The organism is Mesorhizobium sp. M0587, assembly GCF_040320945.1.
Lineage (GTDB): Bacteria > Pseudomonadota > Alphaproteobacteria > Rhizobiales > Rhizobiaceae > Mesorhizobium.
The window spans coordinates 267,166-291,051 of the sequence record NZ_JAMYQP010000003.1; the positions used below are offsets into that span (position 1 = coordinate 267,166).

General features: G+C 64.1%; 20 protein-coding genes and 1 pseudogene. 11 read left to right on the plus strand and 10 right to left on the minus strand.

All coding sequences use genetic code 11. The features are described 5' to 3' along the window. Positions 1-138 precede the first annotated feature (138 nt). Entirely contained in the window at positions 139-1,983 is a 1,845-nt protein-coding gene (gene ilvD / locus NKI49_RS04580) for a dihydroxy-acid dehydratase (protein ID WP_352605382.1), read from the plus strand. A gap of 44 nt (positions 1,984-2,027) precedes the next feature. On the opposite strand, the gene NKI49_RS04585 is transcribed toward ilvD, so the two are convergent. After that, a complete protein-coding gene (locus NKI49_RS04585; RefSeq protein ID WP_352605384.1) occupies positions 2,028-3,782 on the minus strand; it encodes an ABC transporter ATP-binding protein in 1,755 nt (584 codons plus the stop codon). Positions 3,783-3,935: 153 nt separating this feature from the next. Between NKI49_RS04585 and NKI49_RS04590 the strand changes: the two genes are divergently transcribed. Both NKI49_RS04590 and NKI49_RS04595 read left to right on the plus strand, forming a co-directional pair. Beyond that, positions 3,936-5,216, plus strand: coding sequence for an amidohydrolase family protein (locus NKI49_RS04590; protein ID WP_352605386.1), 1,281 nt, complete (start codon positions 3,936-3,938; stop codon positions 5,214-5,216). A gap of 109 nt (positions 5,217-5,325) precedes the next feature. Further along, positions 5,326-6,249 (plus strand): DMT family transporter, encoded by a 924-nt coding sequence (locus NKI49_RS04595; RefSeq protein ID WP_352695543.1) that lies wholly within the window; start codon positions 5,326-5,328, stop codon positions 6,247-6,249. A gap of 15 nt (positions 6,250-6,264) precedes the next feature. On the opposite strand, the pseudogene NKI49_RS04600 reads toward NKI49_RS04595, so the two are convergent. Further along, positions 6,265-7,161, minus strand: a pseudogene (locus tag NKI49_RS04600) (phosphotransferase); the annotation flags it as partial. A gap of 78 nt (positions 7,162-7,239) precedes the next feature. Here NKI49_RS04600 and NKI49_RS04605 point away from each other — a divergent pair. Next, positions 7,240-7,899, plus strand: a complete 660-nt coding sequence (locus NKI49_RS04605) for a class I SAM-dependent DNA methyltransferase (RefSeq protein WP_502899570.1) — start codon at positions 7,240-7,242, stop codon at positions 7,897-7,899. Here the strand turns inward: NKI49_RS04605 and NKI49_RS04610 are convergent. Continuing rightward, the gene (locus tag NKI49_RS04610) at positions 7,896-10,349 is read right to left on the minus strand and encodes a GcvT family protein (RefSeq protein ID WP_352605390.1); all 2,454 of its coding nucleotides are present in this window, start codon (positions 10,347-10,349) and stop codon (positions 7,896-7,898) included. The two genes, NKI49_RS04605 and NKI49_RS04610, sit on opposite strands and share 4 nt — an antisense overlap. Then, the gene (locus NKI49_RS04615; protein ID WP_352605392.1) at positions 10,346-11,233 is read right to left on the minus strand and encodes a phosphotransferase; all 888 of its coding nucleotides are present in this window, start codon (positions 11,231-11,233) and stop codon (positions 10,346-10,348) included. The genes NKI49_RS04610 and NKI49_RS04615 overlap by 4 nt, the downstream gene beginning before the upstream one ends. A gap of 438 nt (positions 11,234-11,671) precedes the next feature. On the opposite strand from NKI49_RS04615, the gene NKI49_RS04620 reads away from it, so the two are divergent. The 7 genes from NKI49_RS04620 to NKI49_RS04650 all read left to right on the plus strand — a co-directional run bounded on the left by NKI49_RS04620 (position 11,672) and on the right by NKI49_RS04650 (position 19,350). Next, complete coding sequence (locus NKI49_RS04620) at positions 11,672-12,448, plus strand: DeoR/GlpR family DNA-binding transcription regulator (protein ID WP_352605394.1); 777 nt, start codon at positions 11,672-11,674, stop codon at positions 12,446-12,448. Positions 12,449-12,615: 167 nt separating this feature from the next. Next, positions 12,616-13,542 carry a LysR family transcriptional regulator gene (locus tag NKI49_RS04625; RefSeq protein WP_027023699.1) on the plus strand — a complete coding sequence of 309 codons (927 nt, stop codon included), beginning with the start codon at positions 12,616-12,618 and terminating at the stop codon, positions 13,540-13,542. A 126-nt stretch (positions 13,543-13,668) separates the two neighbouring features. After that, positions 13,669-14,823, plus strand: coding sequence for an ABC transporter substrate-binding protein (locus tag NKI49_RS04630; RefSeq protein ID WP_352605396.1), 1,155 nt, complete (start codon positions 13,669-13,671; stop codon positions 14,821-14,823). Positions 14,824-15,056: 233 nt separating this feature from the next. Continuing rightward, complete coding sequence (locus NKI49_RS04635) at positions 15,057-16,055, plus strand: ABC transporter ATP-binding protein (protein WP_352605398.1); 999 nt, start codon at positions 15,057-15,059, stop codon at positions 16,053-16,055. A gap of 73 nt (positions 16,056-16,128) precedes the next feature. Continuing rightward, complete coding sequence (locus NKI49_RS04640) at positions 16,129-17,094, plus strand: ABC transporter permease (RefSeq protein ID WP_352605400.1); 966 nt, start codon at positions 16,129-16,131, stop codon at positions 17,092-17,094. Further along, the gene (locus NKI49_RS04645) at positions 17,084-17,899 is read left to right on the plus strand and encodes an ABC transporter permease (RefSeq protein WP_352605402.1); all 816 of its coding nucleotides are present in this window, start codon (positions 17,084-17,086) and stop codon (positions 17,897-17,899) included. Before NKI49_RS04640 ends, NKI49_RS04645 begins: the two co-directional genes overlap by 11 nt. Positions 17,900-17,922: 23 nt before the next feature. Then, positions 17,923-19,350 (plus strand): gamma-aminobutyraldehyde dehydrogenase, encoded by a 1,428-nt coding sequence (locus tag NKI49_RS04650; protein ID WP_352605404.1) that lies wholly within the window; start codon positions 17,923-17,925, stop codon positions 19,348-19,350. Positions 19,351-19,513: 163 nt separating this feature from the next. On the opposite strand, the gene NKI49_RS04655 is transcribed toward NKI49_RS04650, so the two are convergent. From NKI49_RS04655 to fdhD, 6 genes are all read right to left on the minus strand, one after another. Then, positions 19,514-19,828, minus strand: coding sequence for a hypothetical protein (locus NKI49_RS04655; RefSeq protein WP_027023693.1), 315 nt, complete (start codon positions 19,826-19,828; stop codon positions 19,514-19,516). 54 nt (positions 19,829-19,882) lie between these two features. Then, complete coding sequence (locus tag NKI49_RS04660) at positions 19,883-20,245, minus strand: nuclear transport factor 2 family protein (RefSeq protein WP_027023692.1); 363 nt, start codon at positions 20,243-20,245, stop codon at positions 19,883-19,885. An 85-nt stretch (positions 20,246-20,330) separates the two neighbouring features. Continuing rightward, the gene (locus tag NKI49_RS04665; protein ID WP_352605406.1) at positions 20,331-20,810 is read right to left on the minus strand and encodes a carboxymuconolactone decarboxylase family protein; all 480 of its coding nucleotides are present in this window, start codon (positions 20,808-20,810) and stop codon (positions 20,331-20,333) included. A gap of 109 nt (positions 20,811-20,919) precedes the next feature. Further along, entirely contained in the window at positions 20,920-22,473 is a 1,554-nt protein-coding gene (locus NKI49_RS04670) for an alpha/beta fold hydrolase (RefSeq protein WP_352605408.1), read from the minus strand. 103 nt (positions 22,474-22,576) lie between these two features. After that, a complete protein-coding gene (locus NKI49_RS04675; RefSeq protein ID WP_352605410.1) occupies positions 22,577-22,888 on the minus strand; it encodes a formate dehydrogenase subunit delta in 312 nt (103 codons plus the stop codon). Beyond that, entirely contained in the window at positions 22,878-23,708 is an 831-nt protein-coding gene (fdhD, locus tag NKI49_RS04680) for a formate dehydrogenase accessory sulfurtransferase FdhD (RefSeq protein WP_352605412.1), read from the minus strand. Before fdhD ends, NKI49_RS04675 begins: the two co-directional genes overlap by 11 nt. Positions 23,709-23,886: the final 178 nt, after the last annotated feature.

Sequence of the window (23,886 nt, forward strand, 5' to 3'; positions counted from 1 at the left end):
CCTCGAATTTCTTCTTGAAAATCTGGCGCATCGCAAAATTGTGGCCAGACCAGGCTAGCGCGTCTATAAGGCCTGCGATCCGAATTCAGTGCCGCCACGCTCCGCATCGAGCGCCGCCAGCCAGCCAAGGAAAAATCGATGCCCGCCTATCGTTCCCGCACGACCACCCATGGCCGCAACATGGCCGGCGCCCGCGGCCTCTGGCGCGCCACCGGCATGAAGGACAGCGACTTCGGCAAGCCGATCATCGCGGTGGTCAACTCCTTCACCCAGTTCGTGCCGGGCCATGTCCACCTGAAGGACCTCGGTCAGCTGGTCGCGCGTGAGATCGAGAAGGCCGGCGGCGTCGCCAAGGAATTCAACACCATCGCCGTCGATGACGGCATCGCCATGGGCCATGACGGCATGCTCTATTCGCTGCCGTCGCGCGAACTGATCGCCGACTCGGTCGAATACATGGTCAACGCGCATTGCGCCGACGCCATGGTCTGCATTTCCAATTGCGACAAGATCACGCCCGGCATGCTGATGGCGTCGCTGCGCCTTAACATCCCAACGGTTTTCGTTTCTGGCGGTCCGATGGAAGCCGGCAAGGTGGTGCTGGCCGGCAAGGCGCAGGCGCTCGACCTCGTCGACGCCATGGTCGCGGCCGCCGACGACAAGATCTCCGACGAGGACGTCAAGGTGATCGAACGCTCGGCATGTCCGACCTGCGGCTCCTGCTCGGGCATGTTCACCGCCAATTCGATGAACTGCCTCACTGAGGCACTCGGCCTGTCGTTGCCGGGCAACGGCTCGACGCTGGCAACGCATGCCGACCGCAAGCGGTTGTTCGTCGAAGCCGGCCATCTCGTCGTCGATCTGGCCCAGCGCTATTACGAACAGGATGACGAGAGCACATTGCCGCGCAGCATCGCCTCGAAGGGCGCCTTCGAGAACGCCATGACGCTCGACATCGCCATGGGCGGCTCGACCAACACGGTGTTGCACATCCTGGCCGCCGCCCATGAGGGCGAGGTCGACTTCACCATGGAGGATATCGACCGGCTGTCGCGGCGGGTGCCGGTGCTGTGCAAGGTGGCGCCGGCCAAGTCCGATGTGCATATGGAGGACGTCCACCGCGCCGGCGGCATCATGGCGATCCTGGGCCAGCTCGACGAAGCCGGACTGATCAACCGCGATCTGCCGACGGTACATACCGCGACCCTCGGCGAGGCGCTCGACCATTGGGATATTTCCCGCACCACCAGCCAGAACGTCCGCGATTTCTTCCTCGCGGCTCCGGGCGGCGTGCCGACGCAGGTCGCCTTCAGCCAGGATCGCCGCTGGGATGAACTCGACACGAACCGCGAAACGGGCGTCATCCGCTCGGCGCGGACGCCGTTTTCGAAAGACGGCGGCCTCGCCGTGCTGAAAGGCAATCTCGCGCTCGACGGCTGCATCGTGAAGACCGCGGGCGTCGACGAGTCCATCCTGAAGTTCACCGGGCCTGCGCGCGTGTTCGAAAGCCAGGACGCCAGCGTCAAGGCTATCCTGTCCAACGAGATCAAGGCCGGCGACGTCGTCGTCATCCGCTATGAAGGGCCGCGCGGCGGCCCCGGCATGCAGGAGATGCTCTACCCGACCAGCTATCTGAAATCGAAGGGCCTCGGCAAGGCCTGCGCGCTGATCACCGACGGCCGCTTCTCGGGTGGCACGTCGGGCCTGTCCATCGGCCATGCATCGCCGGAAGCAGCCGAAGGCGGCACGATCGGGCTGGTCAGGGAAGGCGACACGATCGAGATCGACATTCCCAACCGCACCATCCGCCTCGCTGTCAGCGACGAGGAACTCGCCACCCGCCGTGCGGCGATGGAGGCCAAGGGGGCCGACGCCTGGAAGCCCGAGGAAAAGCGCAAGCGCAAGGTGACGACCGCTCTGCGCGCTTACGCGGCCTTCGCCACCAGCGCCGACAAGGGCGCGGTGAGGCACGTGCCGGAGTAAGTCAGGCTGCGACCCCTACCTCCCCACAAGGGGGAGGGTAAGGCTCACGGCATCAGCTGATACTCATAAAGTTTCTGGTAAAGCCCGCCCTGCTTGAGCAGCGTCTTGTGCGGGCCGCTCTCCACCACCTTGCCGGCTTCCAGCACGACGATCGTGTCGGCCTGATGCACGGTCGACAGGCGGTGCGCGATGACGATCGTGGTGCGCCCCTCCGTCAGTTGCTGCAGCGCATCGCGGAACAGCGCCTCCGACTCGGCGTCGAGCGCGCTGGTCGCTTCGTCCAGCAGCAGGATTTCGGCATTGCGCAGCATGGCGCGCGCGATCGAGATACGCTGGCGCTGGCCGCCCGACAGCAGGCCGCCATTCTCGCCGACATCACTCTCATAGCCCTTGGCCGTGGCGCTGATGAAGTCGTGCGCGTTGGCTGCCTTTGCGGCGGCGATCACCTCTTCGTCGGTCGCCTCCTGCCGCCCGAGCCGGATGTTGTGCATGATCGTGCCGGCAAACAGGAACGTGTCCTGGCTGACATAGGCGATCTTTTCACGCAGCGAAGCGAGCGTCGCGTGGGAGATATCCTGGCCGTCGAACAGCACCTTGCCGCTCTGCGGATCGTACATGCGCATGATCAGGTTCAGAATAGTCGACTTGCCGCTGCCGGAGGGCCCCACCAGCGCCGTCATTTTGCCGGGCGTGAAGGTCAGGTCGAACCGGTCCAGCACCGGCGGGCCGTTCTGGTAAGCGAAGCCGACCGCGTCGAACCGGATTTCGCCCGGTCCGGCTAGAAGCGGCGTTGCGTCCGGCTTCTCGGCCAGCGTCAGCGGTTCATCGGCCAGTTGGAACATCATGCGCACGCCGACAATGCCGGTCTCCAGCGAGATCCGCACCCGGGCTAGACGCTTTGCCGGTTCATAGGCAAGCAGCAGCGCGGCGATGAAGGCCATGATACTGCCCGGCGTCTGGCCGCCCTGCAGGACCAGAAGGCCGCTGACCAGGACGGCGCCGGCGATCGCCAGTCCGGCGAGCGTTTCCATCACCGGGCTGGTGACCGCCTCCAGCGTGGCGATATTGTTGGCCCGGTCCTCGACGTCCGACACCGCTTTGTACATGCGCTTGCGCATCGCGCCTTCGAGGTTGAAAGATTTGATCACGCGCACGCCGATTGCCGTTTCCTGCATCACCTGCACGATCTGGCCAAGTGAGCGGAACTCCATGGCGGCGAACTTGCGGACGCGCTTCAGGATGCGGTTGACGCCGTAGATGGCAAGGGGGCCGACGACGAAGCAGATCAACGACAGCGCCGGCTGCTGCACGATCATGACCAGCACCAGGGCGACCAGGGTCACCAGATCCCGCAAATAGGAGGTGACGATGAGGTCGAGCACGCTACGCGCCGCCTGCGCGTTGTTGGTCATGCGGGTGATAAGGTCGGATGACGAGGTCGAATGGTAGAACTCGATGCCTTGCGCCAGGATGCGGTCATAGATCTTGCGCTGCCGTTCGGCGATGATGGCGTTGCCGACGCGGCTCATGAAGTAGGTCTGGACGAAATTGGCGATGCCCTTGACGATGAAGATCGCCGCGACCGCCACGGCGATCACGTTGACGCGGTCGATCCTTTTGTGGATCACGAATTCATTGGTTATTTCGCGCAGGATCCAGGCACTGGCAGCCGTCATGCCTGCCACCACCAGCATTGACAGGATGGCGGCGCCGTAGCCGGCCCTGTGCTGCCGGAACGATTCCCTGAGCAGCCTTGCGACGAGGCGCTGGTTTTCCGTCGAGCGGAAGAAACGAAACAACGGCTGATCCTTGATGCCGGGATGACGAAGGCGGCTTATAGAGGGAGTTGCGGCGAGATGGAACCACCGGCGTCGCCGGGAAACAAACCGCTGCGGCAAGCTGTCTTTTAAGACACGATGAAACAGGTGATTCTTCAAGCGGGATGACGACAGATGGATTTCGATCTTATCGTTCGCGGCGGCACGCTGCCTGATGGCAGGGTTGCCGATATCGGCATCAGCGGCGAGACCATCGCGGCGATCGAGCCCGCATTGAAGAGCTCGGCAGGGAGCGAAGTCGACGCGCGCGGCAATCTGGTCTCGCCACCCTTCGTCGATCCGCATTTCCATATGGACGCAACGCTGTCCTACGGCATTCCGCGCATCAACGCATCGGGTACGCTGCTGGAAGGCATTTCGCTGTGGGGCGAACTGAAGCCGCTTTTGACGCATGAGGCGGTGCGCGACCGCGCGCTCGCCTATTGCGACTGGGCGGTGTCGATGGGGCTGCTCGCCATCCGCACCCATGTCGATGTCTGCGACGACCGGCTGCTCGCGGTCGAGGCCCTGCTCGACGTGAAGAAAACCGTCGCGCCTTACATCGACCTCCAATTGGTGGCGTTCCCGCAGGACGGATTCTACCGCTCGCCGACGGCACGCGAAAACACCGTCCGTGCGCTGGACATGGGCGTCGACGTCGTCGGCGGCATTCCGCATTTCGAGCGCACCATGGCCGACGGCAAGCGCTCGGTGACGGAACTGTGCGAGATCGCGGCCAGGCGCGGGCTGATGGTCGACCTGCATTGCGACGAGACCGACGACCCGCTGTCGCGCCACATCGAGCAACTGGCCTTCGAGACGCAGCGGCTCGGCCTGCAGGGCAGAGTGGCCGGCTCGCACCTCACCTCGATGCATTCGATGGACAATTATTACGTCTCGAAGCTCCTGCCGTTGATTGCCGAGGCGGGTGTTTCGGCGATCCCCAATCCGCTGATCAACATCATGCTGCAGGGCCGCCACGACAGTTTCCCGAAGCGCCGTGGCCTGACAAGGGTCAAAGAGATGCTGGCGCTCGGCATCCGCGTCGGCTGGGGCCAGGATTGCGTGCTCGACCCCTGGTATTCGCTGGGCACCGCCGACATGCTCGACGTCGCTTTCATGGGCCTGCATGTGGCCCAGATGTCGAGCCCGGCCGACATGGCGCGCTGCTTCGACATGGTCACCAACGTCAACGCGTCGATCATGGGGCTCGATCATCTCGGTCTGGCGGTCGGCAAGCGCGCCAGCCTGGTCGTTCTCGATGCCGGCAATCCGATCGAGGCCTTGCGCCTGCGCGCCGAACGGATTTGCGTCGTCGCCAGGGGCAAGGTGGTGGCGGAAAGGACCAAGCAGGATACCAGGCTTTCCGTCCCGGGCAGGCCTGCGCTGGTGAACCGCAGGCATATATCCACCTAGACCCAGCCGATTCCCGGCGCTGGTCTTACCGATTTCCTGATTTCTCCTCGTCAAAGCAGCAGCTTCCGTCTACGACGCGAGCTTACGCCAGGGAGGGGTCGGGATTGGCATGACGCAGCCCGAGACACGGAATTCGACTATCAGGAACGTGCTCCTGGCCGGCATTCTGCTGATGCTGGCCGGCGACTTCCTGTTTGCGCTGAACGACGCGATGGGCAAGTGGCTGGTCGCCAGCTTCTCCGTCGGCCAGGTGGTACTGATCCGTTCCATCGGTGCTTTCTTCGTGCTTGGCCCGATGATCGCCCATCAGGGCACGGCCAAGCTATTTCGCATGGAACGGCTTGAGTTGCAGATCTTGCGTGTCGTCATGACCACGCTCGACACCGCGCTGTTCTATGCCGCCGTCGTCTACCTGCCGCTCGCCGATGTCATGAGCTTCTATATGGCCGGGCCGATCTATGTCGCGGCACTCTCGCATCTCTTGCTCGGCGAAAAGGTCGGCTGGCGCCGCTGGGTGGCGATCCTGCTCGGTTTCTGCGGCGTGTTGATCATGCTGAAGCCGTCCTCGGCGGCGTTTTCCTTGTCGTCGAGCTTCGCGCTCGCCGGCAGCATTGCTTTCGCCTTTGCCATCATCCTCAACCGGCGACTGCGCGGCACCAGCGACACCAATCTGGTTACGTGGCAGACCATCGGCACGCTGGTGGTCGGCGGCGTGCTGACCATCGGCGCCTGGCAGACGCCGTCGGCGCTCGATTTCGGCGCCATGCTGCTGCTCGGCATCGTCTCCTGCGGCGCGCATCTGATGATCACAAGGGCGCTCAAGTTGGCGCCGGCTTCGACGCTGGCGCCGCTGCATTACACGCTGCTCTTGTGGGCGGTGGTGTTCGGACTGGCGTTCTTCGGCGACGTTCCGGGTCCACGCATCCTCGTCGGCTCGGGCATCGTCGTGCTGGCCGGCATGTTCATCTTCCACCGCCAGAAAGTGGTCGAGACCGCCGTGCCGCCGGAGAACGTGCCGAAGGGCGTCAATTAGGGTTTCCGCGTTGTAACCCCGGCGTATCGCCGCCAGGTGCCGTGAAAACTCCGGCGTCTCCATCAGCGCCTTGCAGCGCGCGAACCGTCCATCGGCATAGGCGCGGAAATCGTCGACGGGGTTGTTGTTGGCGAGCTGGATCAGTCCCCACAGCGTCCATAAGAGGTCGCACATCGCCTTGTAGATGGCGATGCGGCCGCGCTCGGCCGGCCTCGCTTCGCCGCCGAAATAGGCGCGCATCATCTCTTCGTCCTGCGCGGCGTCGAACTTGCCTTCCACGCTGAGATCGCCGAGGTCCCAGAGCGGATCGTTCATGCCGGAATACTCCCAGTCGACGATCCACATCCGCTCGCCCGTATCGAGAAAGTTCTCGCACAGCGGATCGCAATGGCAGGCGACCGGAGGCAGTGGATGGGCTGCCAGAGCCGACCGCACGCTTCCGGCCTCGCGCACCACGTCATGATAGCCGGCGGGGAGAGCGACCTCCTTGGTCGACAGCACTTTTAGATAGTCGTCGATCATGGCAAACAGTTCGAAGCGGAAGGGAAACACCGCGCCGGAAGCGTGCAGTTTGCGGAAGGCCTCGCCGGCGCGTGCCGGGCTGCCCGGCCGAACCTTGAATTTCTCCGGCGACATCGTCTCGGCGCCGGCGATGAAACGCGTCACCATCACCCCGGTGCCGGCGTCGACATGCAGCACCTCCGGGCTGACTCCCGCCTTTGCCGCTTCGCGCGCCGCCACCGCCTCGTTGGCGCGGTTGATATATTCCTCGGTGCCTTTGCCCGGAATGCGCAGGCAAAAATCGCCGGCGCTGAAGACGAGATTGGTGAGGCCACCCAACCGATCCAGCGGCCCTGTGTAGGCGGCCAGCATGGGAATGCCGGCAAGTGCTGCACGCGGCTCGTCTGTCATAACGCCTCACCCCAAACGCCGTTATTTCTCGCGGCAACGGTTCCACAATTTTCGCCGGTTGGCTATCATCGCTGCGAGATGAATGGATTGGTGGACGGACTGGAAGTGGCGGACAGCAGACATCATAGGGCGCTTGGCGAGGTCTACGCGGCCAAGCGACCGGAGGAGGTGGCCGGGCTCTATGACCGCTGGTCGCAGACCTATGACGCCGATATGTCGGCCGCCGGTTACCGCCATCCGACGATCTGTCTGGCGCTGCTTGCCCGGCATCTGCCGCGTGGTTCCGCACCGCTGCTCGATGCCGGCGCCGGCACCGGGCTCATCGGCGAATGGTTGAACATCGCCGGTTATCCCCAGGTCGAGGCTCTCGACATCTCACAAGGCATGCTGGACCAGGCCGCGCGCAAGGGCGTCTATTCGGCGCTGCATTGCCTGGCGCTCGGCGGTGAGTTGCCGTTCGCGGACGATTCCTATGCCGGAATCATCTCGGCCGGCGTCTTCACCTCGGGTCATGTCGGCGCCGACGGGTTGGACGAATTGATCCGGATCTGCCGGCCCGGCGGGGTAATCGTGCTGACGGTCAAGAACACGCTGTGGGATGCCGGCTTTGCCGCGCGCATCGCCGAATTGGAGGCTCAGGGCCTCGTCACCCGCGTCGAGGAGACACGTCCCTACGTCTCGATGCCGGGCGAGGCCGATACCGTGCCAAGCCGTGGTCTTGCTCTGCGGGTCAGCTAGGCCTTCACTCTCTCCCCCGCCGGATCGTACATCGGCTCGAGATGGATCTTTGCCGGCGTCCGGTCCATGGCAACAACCAGCTCATAATCGCCCGAGGCGAGAAAATCGTCACTCACCCCGTCGGCGTCGCGCACATAACCGTAGCCGATGTTTTTTCCCAGCGTGTAGCCGTAGCCGCCGCTGGTAAGATAACCGACCGGCTCGCCGTTGCGCAGGATCGTTTCGCGCCCAAGCAGTACGACCTCCGGGTCGTCAACCGTAAAGCCGGCAAAGCGCTTTTTCAGCATTGTGCCGCCGGCCTTTTCCAAAGCGCGCCGTCCGACGAAATCGGTATTCTTGCGCAGCTTGACCGCCCAGCCGAGCCCCGCTTCCTGCGGTGTGTCGTTGGGCGTGATGTCGGAACCCCAGGCACGATAGGCTTTTTCCAGCCGCAGCGATTCCAGTGCGCGGTAGCCGACGGGGCGGATGCCGTGTTTCTTGCCCACCGCCATCAGCACGTCGAAGATCTCGCCGGTGGCCGCTATCGGCACATGCAGTTCCCAGCCGAGTTCGCCGACATAGGTGACGCGTAGCGCCCGGACAACGTGTCCGGCGATGGCTATTTCGCGCACATGGCCGAACGGGAAGGCGGCGTTCGACACATTCGCATCGGTCACACCAGCCAGGACGTCGCGGGCTCGAGGACCCATCAGCGACAGCGTGCCGAAATCCTCGGTGACGTCGGTGAGCCTGGCATCGAGACCCTCGCCGATATGGTCGCTGATCCACGAGAAATCATGCGAGCGGAAACCGGTGCCGGTGACGATGTAGAATTTCTCCTCGCCAAGCCGCGCCACCGTCAGGTCGGCCTCGATGCCGCCGCGTGTGTTGAGAAGCTGCGTATAGGTCAGCCGCCCGACCGGCTTGTTGACGTCGTTGGCGCAGATCCAGTCCAGCGCTTTCGCCGCGTCGGGCCCGCTCAGCTCGTATTTGGCGAAGGACGACTGGTCGAAGATGCCGACCTTTTCGCGCACATGCCGGTGCTCGTCGCCGACCGCCGCGAACCAGTTCTGCCGGCCCATCGAATAGATGTCCCGCGGCTCGACGCCCTCGGGCGCGAACCAGTTCGGCCGCTCCCAGCCGAGCTTTGAGCCGAATACGGCGCGCTGCTGTTTCAGCCTGTCGTAAAGCGGCGAGACGATTCGCGGCCGGCCAGAGAGATATTCCTCGTGCGGGAAGCCGATCGTATAGTGCTTGCCATAGGCCTCGAGCGTGCGGTCGCGGACCCATTGCCGGTCGCGGTGCAGGTTGGAAAAGCGCCTGATGTCGACCACCCAAAGGTCGAGCGGCGCCTCGCCGTCGACTACCCATTGCGCCAGCACCCAGCCGGCGCCGCCGCCCGACGCGATGCCGAATGCGTTGAAGCCGGCGCCGACGAACATGTTGGCGCATTCGGGCGCCACGCCGAGGATGAAATTGCCGTCGGGCGTAAAGCTCTCCGGACCGTTGATCATCTGCTTGACGCCGACGGTTTCCAACGCCGGCACGCGCGCGATCGCCTGTGTCATGTGCTGCTCGAAATGATCGTAGTCGTCATCGAAGAGACGGAACTCCCAGTCGTTGGGCACGTCGCCCCCAGGGAGGTCGGTCGTCCACGCCTGCGGGTTCGGCTCATAGCCGCCCATCACCAACCCGCCGACCTCCTCCTTGAAATAGGTGCGCCGGTCGGGGTCGCGGATGGTCGGCGCGTCGGTCGCCAGTCCGTCGATCTTCTCTGTGATGATGTACTGGTGTTTCACCGGCTGCAGCGGCACGCTGATGCCGGCCATGGCGCCCACCTGCCGCGCCCACTGCCCGGCGCAGTTGACCACCTTGTCGCAAGTGATGTCGCCCTTGCTGGTCTTCACTTTCGTAATGCGGCCGTCCTTCGTCTCGAAGCCGGTGACGCGGACATCCTCGAACAATTTGGCGCCATGCATGCGCGCGCCCTTGGCCAGCGATTGCGTGATGTCGGAGGGGCTCGCCTGGCCGTCGGTCGGCAGCCAGGAGGCGCCGACGAGATCGCCGGTCTCGAGCAGCGGCCACATTGCCTTGACCTGCCCCGGCGACAGCAGCTGCATGTCCATGCCGAAACTCTTCGCCGTGGTCGCCAGTCTTTTGTACTCGGTCCAGCGGTCGGCATTGGTCGCCAGCCGCAGGCATCCGGTCATCTTCCAACCGGTGGCAAGGCCGGTCTCCGCCTCCAGCCCCTTATAGAGGTCGACGGAGTATTTGAGCACGCGGGTGATCGAGGCCGACGAACGCAATTGTCCAACCAGGCCGGCGGCGTGCCATGTCGAACCCGAGGTGAGCTTGCCCTGTTCGAGCAGGACTACGTCGGCCTTGTGGTCGCGTGCCAGATGATAGGCTGTCGAACAGCCGATAATGCCGCCGCCGATGACGACGATCGCGGCCTGGTCAGGCAAGGTCATGATTTCAGGATTCCGTATTTTGTCCGGTAGCTGTCCAGCGCCGCGTCGAGCCGCGTCAGGTTTTCCTCGGTATAAGCGACATAGTCGATGCCCGGCACGTCGAGATAGAGTTCCGACACCATGCTCCACATCGCCTCGCGCAGCAGCGAGGCGCACTGCATGGCCGCGTGCGAGCGGCGGATCGCCTCGTCCGGCTCCTTCATGAAATAGGCGGTCAGGAAGGCGAAGGATTCCGCGTCGCTCATGCCGGCGTTGGAGGCGACGCCGGCCAGATCGAACATCGCCGTGTTGAAGCCGGCATATTCGTAATCGATCAGCCAGAGCCTATTGCCGTCGTCGAGAATATTAGCCGGCAAAAGATCGTTGTGGCCGAAGACGATCGGTAGCAGTTTCTGCGCGCGCTCCAGTTCGTCGGCTAGCGCCAGATAGTGGGGCAACCCGTCCCGCTTGCGGCTGCCGCCCTCTTCCAGCGTGCGCGCATAGTCGCGGATGACATGGAACACCCAGAACATGAAGCCGGGGCCGGAAATGTGGTTGGGCATTTCGCGGTGGAAGCCGCGCATCAGGGCCGCGACACGACGGATATTGGCGCGCACGTCCTCGGCGGCATAGGTTCTGGCGCCGAGATATTCCGTCACCATGATGCCGGGTTCCGTGTGGCGGACCGCCGGTGCGAAGCCGGCGGCGTGTGCCGCGCGCGCGGTCATTACCTCGCGCTCGCGAAAGACATGGTGGAACGGATAGTCCTGGCCGAAGCGCACGACGTGCCTTCCCGCCGCATCCTTGACCAGATAATTGGCGTTGCTCAAGCCGCCCGGCAGCGGCGCGATCTCGATGTTGCCCGCCCAGCAGGGCAGGGCACGGATACGATCTTCGGCGATCATGGAGTGGCCCCTTGTCGGATAGGGCATCGACGGAGCGGCCCGGCGCGGAGCGCGCATCGTTTCGCCGAATGCTCATTTGGGCAAAGACCTCGTCGGCGCGGCATTCGGGATCGGTATCCCGCGCCGCACCGACGAGCCCCATGTGCCGGGCTCTTCGAGGCCGGCATCCGCCCCCGCGGATTCGAAAAATTCCTTCGCCCATATGCCAGACAGTTTTCAGGCTTTTGGGCATGCAAGTTTGTATGCGGCTCTGCCATCGTTCTCCCGTGGCAGTCCGAGCCTGTCACCCTTCAGTGTCACGCCGTGGAGCCTCGGTTGTCAACGGGATACTGTGGCTTTTTCTGGCTTTGTGACCGATTTGCCTCAGCAATTCTTGTAATACGCAGCAAGTTTGCCATAGAAGCAGTCAGTTGCGATCATGCGAGCGAAAGCAGCCCGATGACCCATTCGAAACGACATGGCGAAATCCTGCGGCTCCTGCAGGAAGAGGGAACCGTGACCATCGCCAGCCTGGCCGACCGGTTGGGCGTTTCGCTCGAGACCGTGCGCCGTGACATCAAGCCGCTCACCGGCGACGGTTCCGTGCTGAAGATGCATGGCGCCGTCGGCCTCCCGTCGATGATCGGCGAAGCGCCGTTCGAACGGCGTATGCGCGAGAATGCCGATGCCAAACGTGTGATTGCGCGCATGGTCGCCGCAACCATCCGCGATGGGGAATCGATTATGCTCGACACGGGCACGACGACCTCGTTCCTGGCGCGCGAACTGCTCGGTCACCGGCGCCTGACGGTCGTCACCAACTCGTCCGACATCGCGCGCACACTGGCGACCATCAACGGCAACAAGGTCTATATGGCCGGCGGCGAACTGCGCAGCGATTCAGGCGCCGCCTTCGGTGCTTCGGCCATCGACTTCGTCAGCCGCTTCTCGGTCAGCCATGCCGTCATTTCCACCGGCGCCGTCGATGCGGTGACGGGCGTCATGGACTATGATCTGGACGAAGCCGAATTCGCCCGCATGGTGCTGTCGCGCGGCCAGCGCTCGCTTGTCGTCACCGACCACACAAAATTTGGCCGCCAGGGCCTGGTCCAGGTCTGCGGCTTCGACGGATTCTCCGAACTCGCTACCGATCGATCGCCGCCGCACGACATTGCCGCCGCTCTTTCTCAAGCCGGCGCGCGGCTCAGCATCGCCGGCGGCGATGCAGGATTCTAAAGCCCGAAAGAGCTTGGGGCCTGACGACCGATGCCGCTGCACGTGAACTGGCAGGCTGACGCGGGTTTCAAAATACGTCCATCATCCGGCCAGGCAATCTGGCCCGAGACGAGGAAAAGCTCCGCCTTCGGCTTTCCTTGCGCTTCGTGCCGGTGTTTAGTCCGGCCATGGCTTTCACCATCCGTCAGTTGCAGTTCTTCATCGCCGTCGCCGAGCAGGGCACGGTGTCGGGTGCTGCGCAGAACCTCTCCATTTCGCAATCCTCGGTCACCGAAGCGATCAAGGAGCTCGAGGGCGATCTCGGCGTCGAATTGTTCGACCGCCATCCGCGCGGCCTCAACATCACCCACAAGGGCCACCAGTTCCTGCGCCACGCCACCAAGATCCTGGCCGATGTGTCCGATGCGCGCCGCGCCTTCCTCGGCGAGCAGGCGACAGCAGGCGGGCGTTTGCAGCTCGGCGTCACCTCGCTGGTCGCCGGCTATGTGCTGTCGGACCTGCTTGCCCGCTACCGCCGTGCCTATCCCGGCGTAGAGGTCTCGGCCATCGAGGACAATGGCGACTATCTCGAACACCTCTTGATCGGCGGCAAGCTGGACATCGCCGTCATGGTCACGTCCAATCTGCGCGACCGCACCGCGCTGCAATCGGAAATCCTCGAAGTCTCGGCCTATCGCCTGTGGCTTCCACTCGGCCATCCGCTCGCCGGCGCCGATATCATCGGCATCGGCGACATCGCCTCGGAGCCGCTGATCATGCTGACCGTCGACGAGATCGAGGAGAACACCGGCAAGCTGCTGACCGCGATCGGCGCCAAGCCGCATGTCGCCTTCCGCACCCGTTCGGTGGAAGCGGTGCGCAGCCTGGTCGCCACCGGCGCGGGCGTGGCGCTGCTGCCCGACCTCGTCTACCGGCCGTGGTCGCTGGAAGGCGACCGCATCGAGTCGCGCGACGTCTCCGGTGCGTTGCCTGTCGTCCAGGTCGGGATGGTCTGGCGCCGCGGCTCCGGCCTGCCGCAGGCCGCGCGCGATTTCATCGGCCTCGCGCAGTCGCAGCGCATGGTTCGCCAGCGCCCTGACAAGAATGGCCGTTGATCCATCGGAAAAACCGATATCGCCCTTCTGATAAATGAATTTGCGAAACCGGGATTTTCACAGCACCTTCGCTTCAGGGAACAAAGCCGCCGCCGAAGCGCGGGCCCTATCAATGGGAGATCGACGATGAATTCATTCCTGAAGTCCTGCACTGCATTGACGGTCGCGTTGGCCTTCTCCGGCCAGGCCGTCGCCCAGGTCACGGAACTCGGCAAGGGTGAAGGCGAGGTCAATATCGTCGCTTGGCCGGGCTATATCGAGCGTGGCGAGACCGACAAAGGCTATGACTGGGTCACAGCCTTCGAGAAGGAAAGCGGCTGCAAGGTCAACGTCAAGACCGCCAATACGTCGGACGAGATGGTCTCGCTGATGAACGAGGGCGGCTTCGACCTCGTCACCGCGTCGGGCGATGCCTCGCTGCGCCTCGTCGCCGGCAAGCGGGTGCAGCCGATCAACACTGATCTCATCCCGAGCTGGAAGACGGTCGACGACCGGCTCAAGGATGCGCCCTGGTTCACGGTCGACAAGGTTCACTACGGCGTCCCCTATCAGTGGGGCCCCAACATCCTGATGTACAACACCGAGGTCTTCAAGGAAGCGCCGAAGAGCTGGAACGTCGTCTTCGAGGAAATGAAGCTGCCGGACGGCAAGTCCAACAAGGGCCGCGTCCAGGCCTATGACGGCCCGATACACATTGCCGATGCCGCCAACTACCTGATGTTCCACAAGCCGGAACTCGGCATCAAGGATCCCTACGAGCTGAACGAGGACCAGTACAAGGCGGCACTCGAATTGCTGCGCGTCCAGCGCACGCTGGTCGGCCGCTATTGGCACGACGCCGCCATCCAGGTCGACGATTTCCAGAACGAAGGCGTGGTTGCTTCCGGGTCATGGCCATACCAGGTCAACACGCTGGTCGCCGCCAAGAAGCCGGTCGCCTCGACCGTGCCGGAAGAAGGCGTCACCGGCTGGGCCGACACCACCATGATGGAGGCCGACGCGGCGCACCCGAACTGCGCCTATATGTGGCTCGAACATTCGCTGTCGCCCAAGGTGCAGGGCGACGTCTCGGCCTGGTTCGGTTCGCTGCCGGTGGTACCCGCCGCCTGCAAGGGCAACGAGCTCCTGACCGACGAAGGCTGCAAGACCAACGGCTACGACAATTTCGACAAGATCAAGTTCTGGAAGACGCCGGTCTCGAAATGCGCCACCCAGAACAACCAGTGCGTGCCCTATTATCGCTGGGTGTCGGACTATATCGGCGTCATCGGCGGGCGGTAATTTCGCCTCTTTGCTGAGCTCGGCGCCGCCCCTCACCCTTACCCTCTCCCCGTGAAGAACGGGGAGAGGGGATCGCCAAGCGTTGGAGTGCTTCTCTTCTCCCGTCACTATACGGGGAGAAGGTGCCGGTCCACCCTCCGCAGCTGCAGCGCAGCTGCTGCGGAGGACGGGCAGGCGGATGAGGGGCAGCGCAACCGCCTGAATTTGATGAGCCTGACAGATCAGGACAGCCCATGACATCAGCCGTTTCCTTTCAAAAAGTCTCGCGTCATTTCGGCAGCGTGCGCGCCGTCGACGCCGTCGACCTCGACATCGCGCCGGGCGAGTTCTTCGCCATGCTCGGTCCGTCCGGTTCCGGCAAGACCACGTGCCTGCGCCTCATCGCCGGTTTCGAGCAGCCGACGGCGGGTTCGATCTCGATCTTCGGCGAACGCGCCGAGGGTGTTCCGCCCTATCGCCGCAACGTCAACACCGTGTTCCAGGACTATGCGCTGTTCCCGCATCTGAACGTGCTCGACAATGTTGCTTACGGTCTGATGGTCAAGGGCGTCGGCAAGGCCGGGCGCCACAAGGCGGCTGAAGAAGCGCTGTCGCTGGTGCGGCTGCCCGGCTACGGCGCCCGCCGCCCCGGCCAGCTTTCCGGCGGCCAGCGCCAGCGCGTCGCCCTTGCCCGCGCGCTCGTCAACCAGCCCAAGGTGCTGCTGCTCGACGAACCGCTCGGTGCCCTCGACCTCAAACTGCGCGAGAACATGCAGGAAGAGCTGAAGTCGCTGCAGAAAGCGCTCGGCATCACCTTTGTTTTCGTCACCCATGATCAGGGCGAAGCGCTGTCGATGGCCGACCGCGTCGCCGTCTTCAATGACGGCAAGATCATGCAGATCGGCACGCCCGAGGATATCTATCAGCGACCGAAGACGCGTTTCGTCGCTGATTTCGTCGGCTCATCCAATGTGCTGCCGCCGGATTTTGTCCAGCGCTATGCCGGCCAGCATCGCTGGGGGAGCTTGCGCCCCGAATCCATTCGCGTTGGCAGGGCGGCACGTGGCGAGGGCGTTTCCGCCCGGCTCGTCTCGACCAACTATCTCGGCGCCACCACCAGGCTGGCGCTCGACGCCGACGGGCTGAAGCTGCATGCCATCATGCCGGCCGGCACGGCACTGCCTGCGGAAGGCGAGGCGGTGGTGCTCACCTTCAACCGCGAGCACCTGCATCTGATGGATGAACAGGCATGATTGAGGTTTGCGCGAAGCACCCCCCTCTGTCCTGCCGGACATCTCCCCCTCAAGGTGGGAGATTGGCTGCATCATGACAATCGCCGCGCTCAACCCCAATTCCACGCCCGCCATCCTGCCCGGCAGCGGCGGCATGCGTGGTGCGCTTTCCGACCTGTTCTGGCGCAGGCCGCAACTGCTTCTTCTGCTCATGCTATTGCCGCCCGTACTGTGGCTCGGCATCGTCTATATCGGCTCGTTGTTCGCCCTTTTGGCGCAGAGCTTTTTCTCGATCGACGAGTTTTCCGGCCTTATCAATCGCGAGTTCACGCTGAAGACCTATGGCGACCTGTTGCAGGCCGCCAATCTCGACATCATCCTGCGCACGGTGACGATGGCGGCACTGGTCACGCTGGCCTCGGCCGTCGTCGCCTTCCCCATCGCCTACTACGCGGCACGCTATGCGCGCGGCCGCTGGAAGGCCCTGTTCTATCTCGGCATCATGCTGCCGCTGTGGTCGAGCTACCTGGTCAAGATCTACGCCTGGAAGCTGATCCTGGCCAAGGAGGGCATCCTCACCTGGCTGCTCGCCAAGTTGCATTTGTCGTGGCTGCTCGATGCCTGGCTGTCGTTGCCGGTCGTCGGCGGCAACTCACTGTCGGTGTCGTTCACCGGCACCTTTATCGTCTTCGTCTATGTCTGGCTGCCGTTCATGATCCTGCCGGTGCAGGCGGCGCTCGAGCGCGTGCCCGGCAATCTTGTCGAGGCCTCGTCCGATCTCGGCGCCTCGCCCGGCCAGACCTTCCGCAATGTGCTGTTCCCGCTGGCGCTGCCCGGCATCGTCGCCGGTTCGATCTTCACCTTTTCGCTGACGCTTGGCGACTACATCATCCCGCAGATCATCGGCACCTCGCGCCTGTTCATCGGCCAGGCCGTCTATTCGCAGCAAGGCACCGCCGGCAACATCCCGCTTGCCGCGGCTTTCACTGTGGTGCCGATCGTCATCATGAGCTTCTATCTCTGGGGCGCCAAGCGCATGGGGGCTTTCGATGCGCTCTGATCGCGGTCAATCCGCTCCTCCAGGCCTGAAGATCGCCGCCGGCTGCGGGCTGCTGTTCCTGCATCTGCCGATCCTGCTGATCTTCGTCTACGCCTTCACCACGGAGGAGAAAAGCTTCGTCTGGCCTCCGCCGGGGCTGACGACGCAATGGTTCGCCGTCACCTGGAACCGGCCCGATGTCTGGCAGGCGCTGTCGTTGTCGGTCAGGGTAGCGGCCAACTCGACTGCGATCGCGCTGATCCTCGGCACGCTCTGTTCGGCTGCGGTGTCGCGGACAAAATTCTTCGGCCGTGAAACCATCTCGCTGCTGGTCATCCTGCCGATCGCGCTGCCCGGCATCATCACCGGCATCGCACTGCGTTCGGCCTTCGCGCTGGCCGAGATCCCGTTCTCGTTCTGGACGATCGTGCTCGGCCACGCCACCTTCTGTGTCGTCGTCGTCTACAACAACGCCGTTGCCCGCTTCCGCCGCACCTCCGGCTCGATGATCGAGGCCTCGATGGATCTCGGCGCCGACGGTTTTCAGACCTTCCGGCATGTCGTGTTGCCCAACATCGCCACGGCACTGCTTGCCGGCGGCATGCTGGCCTTCGCGCTGTCGTTCGACGAGGTGATCGTCACCACCTTCACCGCCGGCCAGCAGCAGACGCTGCCGATCTGGATGCTTGAGGAACTGATCCGCCCACGCCAGCGCCCGGTCACCAATGTCGTGGCCATGGTGGTCGTGCTGGTGACGCTGCTGCCGATCCTGTTTGCCTATTACCTGACCCGCGACGGCGACCAGATCGCCGGTTCGGGCAAATAACCAATCGCAAGGGAGAGACGTCCATGGACACCCAGATGCTGATCGGCTCGAAATTCGAGAACGGCACGGAGACCGAGGAGCCGGTTCTCAATCCGAAAACCGGGGCGACCATTCTCAACCTGCCCGAAGCCAGTCCGGCGCAGATCGAGGCTGCGGTGGCAGCCGCCGAACAGGCGTTCATCTTGTGGTCGCGCACCACGCCGGCGCAGCGCTCCCTCTATCTCCTGAAGATCGCCGACCGCATCGAGGCCGAGGCCAGGGAATTCGCCACGCTCGAAGCGCTCAACTGCGGCAAGCCGATCAATGCCGTGCTCAATGACGAAATCCCGGCGATCGTCGACTGCTACCGTTTCTTCGCCGGCGCCGTTCGCTCGATGCCGGGTGTGGTCGCCGGCGAGTATTTGCCCGGCCACACATCGATGGTGCGGCGCGATCCGATCGGCATCGTCGCCTCGATCGCGCCTTGGAATTATCCGTTGATGATGATGGCCTGGAAGCTGGCGCCGGCGATCGCCGGTGGCAACACCGTGGTCTTCAAGCCGTCCGAGCAGACACCGCTGACGACTTTGAGGCTCGCCAGGATCCTGGCGGAGGTGCTGCCCGAAGGCGTCGTCAATGTTGTGCTCGGCCGCGGCGAAAGCGTCGGCAACACGCTGATCAACCATCCCAAGGTCAACATGATCTCGATCACCGGCGACGTTGCCACCGGCAAAAAGGTGCTGCAGGCCGCCGCCAAGTCGGTCAAGCGCACGCATCTGGAACTCGGCGGCAAGGCCCCGGTCATCGTCTTCGACGACGCCGACCTTGGCGCCGTGGTCAGCGGCTTACGCGCCTTCGGCTACTACAATGCCGGCCAGGACTGCACCGCCGCCTGCCGCATCTATGCCGGCAAGAAGATTTACGACAAGCTCGTCGCCGATCTCTCTTCGGCCGTGTCGACCATCAAGTACAATCTGCCGGACGATGCCGAGAACGAGATCGGCCCGCTGATCTCACGCCGCCAGCGCGACCGCGTCTCGAGCTTCGTCGAGCGCGCTTCGGAACTGAAGCACGTCGAGATCACCACCGGCGGCAAGCCGGGCGAGGGCACCGGCTTCTTCTACCAGCCGACCATCGTTGCCGGAGCGCTGCAGGATGACGAGATCGTGCGCCGCGAAGTGTTCGGGCCGGTGGTGTCGATTACCCGCTTTTCCGAGGTCGACGAGGCGGTCAACTGGGCGAACGACAGCGACTACGGCCTGGCGTCCTCGGTGTGGACCAAGGACGTGTCGCGCGCCATGGCGACTGCCGCGCGGCTGCAATATGGCTGCACCTGGATCAACACCCATTTCATGCTGACCAACGAGATGCCGCATGGGGGGCTGAAGCAGTCGGGCTACGGCAAGGACATGTCGCTCTACGCGCTGGAGGACTACACCGCCGTGCGCCATGTGATGGTCGCGCATGGGTAGCTTCTTTCTTCTCCCCGTGTACGGGGAGAAGGTGGCCGAAGGGCCGATGAGGGGCAGCACAAGCTTGTCGAAGCTGGCTCCGCCCCTCATCTGCCTGCCCGTCCGCCGCAGCAGCTGCGGAGGGTGGACCGGCATCTTCTCGCCGTGAACGGGGAGAAGACCACTATTCGACGATGCGATAAATGTTCCACAGGCTGGTGCCGGACACCACGTAGGGCTCCATCTCCTTGCCCCATTTGGCGTGGGCGTCGATCTTGCCGATCCTGGCGAAGAATTCCTCCAGCTTGGCGAGGCTTTCGACCTGATGATGCGACTCGACCGTCGCTTCGCGGGCGCCGATCGAACCGGTCATGATCTGGAACTTCAGGTCCGAGATACCGGCTTGCGAGCCGATCTCGCGTTCCCATTTCTTCAAAAGTTCAAGCACGGTCTGCTTGTGTCCGAACTTGGCGTCGATCTGCCATCTGGCGCTGAACATCTTGCTTCTCCTCCAAGGGGGCGGCCAAGCCGCGGTTGATCTGCCTGCGGTCAGTCACTCGTCCCAGGCCTGCACCACGGTCTGCCGCGCGATCCGGCCGTTCTTCAGCTCCAGCATCGCGGCGCAGAACACCTTGGTGCCGTCCGGGTAGGCGCAGGCCTGGGTGAAGGCCAGGCTGTCCCCGTCGGCGATCGTGGTGTCGACCTTGTGCGTCATCGCCCGGCTGCAGATGTCGTCCCAGAAGGTGCTGATCGCCGCGCGACCGCGGATCTCGCGCGGCTTGCTCGGCGGATTGTTGCGGTCGATGACCCGCACCAGCGCGTCGTCGTTGTAGAAGCTCGACAGCATCTTGCCGTCACGACCCTCGATCGCCTTCTTGATCGCCGCGCCGTCCACTGTTTGTGTCTTGGTCAGCATTTCATCCTCCATGTGCCCGTCGTCATGATCGGGCGTTAATTGATCGGACATGCTGCCCGGCGTTAATCGTCGGGCAGGGCTTTCTTCATTGCGACTTCGCCTTGACGGCCGTGAACACGTCGTCGGTCTGCTTCTTGAAGGTTGCGAGATCGACCTGGCTGCCATTGAGCATCGTCGACCAGTGGCGCACGATCGCCGCCATCGCCACAGCCTCCTTGATCTCTTCGTCGGTCGCGCCGTTGAGCTTGGCCGCCTCGGTATGGAAATAGATGCAGTACTGGCAGGGAATCTGCGAGGCGACCGCCAGGCCCATCAGTTCCTTGGTCTTGCCGTCGAGCGCGGTGTTGGGGTTGAGCTGCACCCCCTTGATCTCGGCCCAGGCACCGGCGACCGCCACATCCGGCAAGGTCCTGAACATGTCCGGCACCGAGCCGAGCGTCGACTGGATGTCCTTGTAGGCAGCGGTGGCCGATGCATCCTCGGCCTTCGCGACAGAGATCGTGAACAGCGCGCCAATGCCGGCCGCTATCGCGAGCGATCTGATATTCAACTTCGACTTCAGCATTTCATCCTCCGTTGGCAGCGCCTCTCCTGGCGATATCCGCCTGGCCTGCATGGGGACATTGATAGTCCTTGCAGCCACTTGGCCGCTTCGCCCGAAAGCGCCATGGCTCCTATGGCCCGTCCGGGCCAGCGTGCCTGGCTGAAAATGCCGCCGCCGCCGCCCGCGACGGAAGGTCGAGCTTGAGCAGTATGTTGGCGACGTGGCGCTTGACGGTATGCTCGCTGAGATTCAGGTCGGCGGCGATCGCCGCATTGCTCTTGCCATCGGCGATCAGGCTCACCACCTCGCTTTCCCGCGCCGTCAGCGCGGCCGGTTCCGCCGGCTTGGATTTCGGTCGGCAGGCTGGTTCGAGATGCTGTTCCGACGTCGCATGCACGACGGGCAGCGGCTCATCCAGTTCATCGAGGCTGATGCGGCCGGCATCGACGAAATGCAGACCCGAGCCCACCGCTAGATCGGCGACCAGCCGCGAGGCCAGGATGTCGCCGCGCCCGGCATGGCTTGCCAATTGCACGGCCACGCGCGCCGTCAGCCCGACTGGTGGCCCGCGCAGTTCGATCTCGCCGACATGGACTCCTTGCGCGCTCGCCACGCCGATCACTTGCGCCGCCTCGCGGAGCGCCGCCGCGCAGCGTATGGCGCGCGCCGGGCCCTCGAAGCGCGACAACATCAGCTCGCCATGGGTGCCGGCCATGCGGCCCCCATGGCGGCCAACCAGTAGCCGCCATGTCTCCTGGAAGCGCTGGCTGCGCTCGCTCCACATGCGGTCGCCAAGCTTGGCGGTGTCGTAGATACGCGTCACCAGCAGCGCGGCAAGCACGCGTTCGGCGTCGGCAACGGCCGGCTCGCCGGTCAGGAATTCCTCGACCAGGTCGGCCACGCGGTCGACATCGCCGGTCCAGACCGGGTGGTCGCGCCCGGGTATCTCGACCAGCCGGGCACCGGGGATCTTGCGCGCAAGGAAGCGGCTGGCGTCGGGGTCGACCCGGGCGTCGTTGCGGCGATGGATCACGAGCGTCGGCGCGCTGATCGCGTTCAGGATGCCACGAACGTCGATGTCGGCGTTCATGCGGGCAAGTGCCGCCGCGGCAGTTGGACTGGCCGACAGCCGCTCGAACCGCGCCCACCATTGGGCAAAATGGGCGTCGTCGACCCGTCCGGGCGCGAAATTGTGAAGAGTGGCGCCCGTGCCCCAGGCGGTCTCGGCCGTTGCGATAAAGGCGTCGAGGCGTTCGGGCGACATCACCCATTTGTGGAAATGCGCATAGCCGCCATAGAGCGCCAGCGCGCGCGTCCGCTCGGGATAGGTGGCGGCGAACAGCATCGCCATCGGTGCGCCTTCGGAAGCGCCAAGCAATGCGGCACGGCCGCTGCCGGCCGCATCCATCACCGCGCGCACATCGTCCATGCGGGTTTCGAGGCTGGGCAGGTTATGGGTATCTACCCGGTCGGAAAGTCCCGTGCCGCGCTTATCGAAAAGGATCAGCCGCGAGAACGCCGCGAGCCTCTTCAAGAGCCGGCTGTAGCCCTCGTCTTCCCAGTGCAGGTCGAGATTGGAAATGAAGCCCGGCACGAAGACGAGATCGAACGAGCCCTGGCCGACCACCTGATAGGCAATCCGCACCTCGCCGCTCAGGGCATATCGGGTCTCGATCGGCCTCACGAGTTTTCCGCCCGGCCTGACGATTTCTGATCGCCAACCATAGCAGAGCCGCGTCGGCTGCGGCAGCTATAACTTTAGCAGAAAGGAATATAAGCCGCCGCGGCTATTTCCGCGAGGCGGCGACGTCGGCAGGGGAGGCCTCGAGCCCAAGCCTCGTATCGGCTTCCGCGGGCGTGACCGGCCGTTTGACCTTGGCCGAGGCTGCCACGACGAGTTCGTCGAAGCCTTCGCCGCCGCCGTCCAGCATCTCGAAGAACTGCCGCCGCATCCTCGGCTCCCAGAACTTGTTTATGTGTTCGGCGACACCCGCAACGCCCTCCTCGCGTGGCCGGGAGTGGAAAAAGGCCGCGATCTGGTTGGCCATGCGCACCAGCTTCTCGCTGGTGCTCATGATGTGATCTTCGTCATGCGACATGCTTGGCAACTCCGGAGACCACCCGGTCTGGGTGGGTGAAAACATCGAAATCCTCGCCGCGCACCAGTGCCACCAGCGTCATGCCTGCTTCCTGGGCGGTACGAATGGCAAGCGCGGTCGGCGCCGAGACGGCGATGATGAAGGCTGAACCGATCGCCGCCGTCTTCTGCACCATTTCGACCGAGACACGGCTGGTCACCACGACAGCGCCCGATGCGCCGTCGATGCCGGCTTTCGCCAACGCGCCTGCGAGCTTGTCCAGCGCGTTATGGCGGCCGACATCCTCGCGCGCCATCACGATCCCCTTACCGGGAACATAGAAGCCGGCGGCGTGCACGGCCCCGGTCTCGGTGTGCAGCGGCTGCACCTTGGACAACAGCTTGACCGACCGGACGATGTCGTCGGCCTCAAGCGTAAGTATCGACGCACCAACGGCGCCGACCGAGCGCATCGCTTCCTCGATCGATTCGATGCCGCACAGCCCGCAGCCGACGGGACCGGCCAGCCGGCGCCGCCGCGCCTCGAAGCGCGTGTTGGCCTGGTCCTTCAGCCGGATCTGAATGTCGATGCCGGCGCCATGATCCTCGACCTCGACGGCCTCGATCTCTTGCGGATCGGCGATGATGCCTTCGGTCAGCGAGAAGCCGAGTGCGAAATCCTCGAAGTCGGCCGGGCTTGCCATCATCACCGCATGGGTGGTGCCGGCAAACGAGAACGCCACCGGCGTCTCCTCGGGCACCATGCGGTTGGCCGCAGCCGTGCCGCCGGCGCGGTGGGCGAGGCGGGAGATTTGGGTGATGGCGGGGCGTTTGCGGGTCACCCAGCACCCCCCTCTGGCCTGCCCGTCCTTCGCAACAGCTGCGGGGGCTCGCGCCTTTCCTCTCCCCCGTCGATCGGGGGAGAGGTGTCGAGCGCAGCTCGACGGAGTGGGGGTCGATTGCGCGGCAGCAACACCGGCTTGCCGGCGCTTTTGGGTTTGACCGCCTTTGGGGGGGGGG

Excerpts from the sequence above, each read along its gene's own strand:
- ilvD (WP_352605382.1), top strand. The coding sequence starts at position 139 with ATGCCCGCCTATCGTTCCCGCACGACCACCCATGGCCGCAACATGGCC.
- NKI49_RS04590 (WP_352605386.1), top strand. The coding sequence starts at position 3,936 with ATGGATTTCGATCTTATCGTTCGCGGCGGCACGCTGCCTGATGGCAGG.
- NKI49_RS04595 (WP_352695543.1), top strand. The coding sequence starts at position 5,326 with ATGACGCAGCCCGAGACACGGAATTCGACTATCAGGAACGTGCTCCTG.
- NKI49_RS04605 (WP_502899570.1), top strand. The coding sequence starts at position 7,240 with ATGAATGGATTGGTGGACGGACTGGAAGTGGCGGACAGCAGACATCAT.
- NKI49_RS04610 (WP_352605390.1), bottom strand. The coding sequence starts at position 10,349 with ATGACCTTGCCTGACCAGGCCGCGATCGTCGTCATCGGCGGCGGCATT.
- NKI49_RS04615 (WP_352605392.1), bottom strand. The coding sequence starts at position 11,233 with ATGATCGCCGAAGATCGTATCCGTGCCCTGCCCTGCTGGGCGGGCAAC.
- NKI49_RS04620 (WP_352605394.1), top strand. The coding sequence starts at position 11,672 with ATGACCCATTCGAAACGACATGGCGAAATCCTGCGGCTCCTGCAGGAA.
- NKI49_RS04625 (WP_027023699.1), top strand. The coding sequence starts at position 12,616 with ATGGCTTTCACCATCCGTCAGTTGCAGTTCTTCATCGCCGTCGCCGAG.
- NKI49_RS04630 (WP_352605396.1), top strand. The coding sequence starts at position 13,669 with ATGAATTCATTCCTGAAGTCCTGCACTGCATTGACGGTCGCGTTGGCC.
- NKI49_RS04635 (WP_352605398.1), top strand. The coding sequence starts at position 15,057 with ATGACATCAGCCGTTTCCTTTCAAAAAGTCTCGCGTCATTTCGGCAGC.
- NKI49_RS04640 (WP_352605400.1), top strand. The coding sequence starts at position 16,129 with ATGACAATCGCCGCGCTCAACCCCAATTCCACGCCCGCCATCCTGCCC.
- NKI49_RS04645 (WP_352605402.1), top strand. The coding sequence starts at position 17,084 with ATGCGCTCTGATCGCGGTCAATCCGCTCCTCCAGGCCTGAAGATCGCC.
- NKI49_RS04650 (WP_352605404.1), top strand. The coding sequence starts at position 17,923 with ATGGACACCCAGATGCTGATCGGCTCGAAATTCGAGAACGGCACGGAG.
- NKI49_RS04655 (WP_027023693.1), bottom strand. The coding sequence starts at position 19,828 with ATGTTCAGCGCCAGATGGCAGATCGACGCCAAGTTCGGACACAAGCAG.
- NKI49_RS04660 (WP_027023692.1), bottom strand. The coding sequence starts at position 20,245 with ATGCTGACCAAGACACAAACAGTGGACGGCGCGGCGATCAAGAAGGCG.
- NKI49_RS04665 (WP_352605406.1), bottom strand. The coding sequence starts at position 20,810 with ATGCTGAAGTCGAAGTTGAATATCAGATCGCTCGCGATAGCGGCCGGC.
- NKI49_RS04675 (WP_352605410.1), bottom strand. The coding sequence starts at position 22,888 with ATGTCGCATGACGAAGATCACATCATGAGCACCAGCGAGAAGCTGGTG.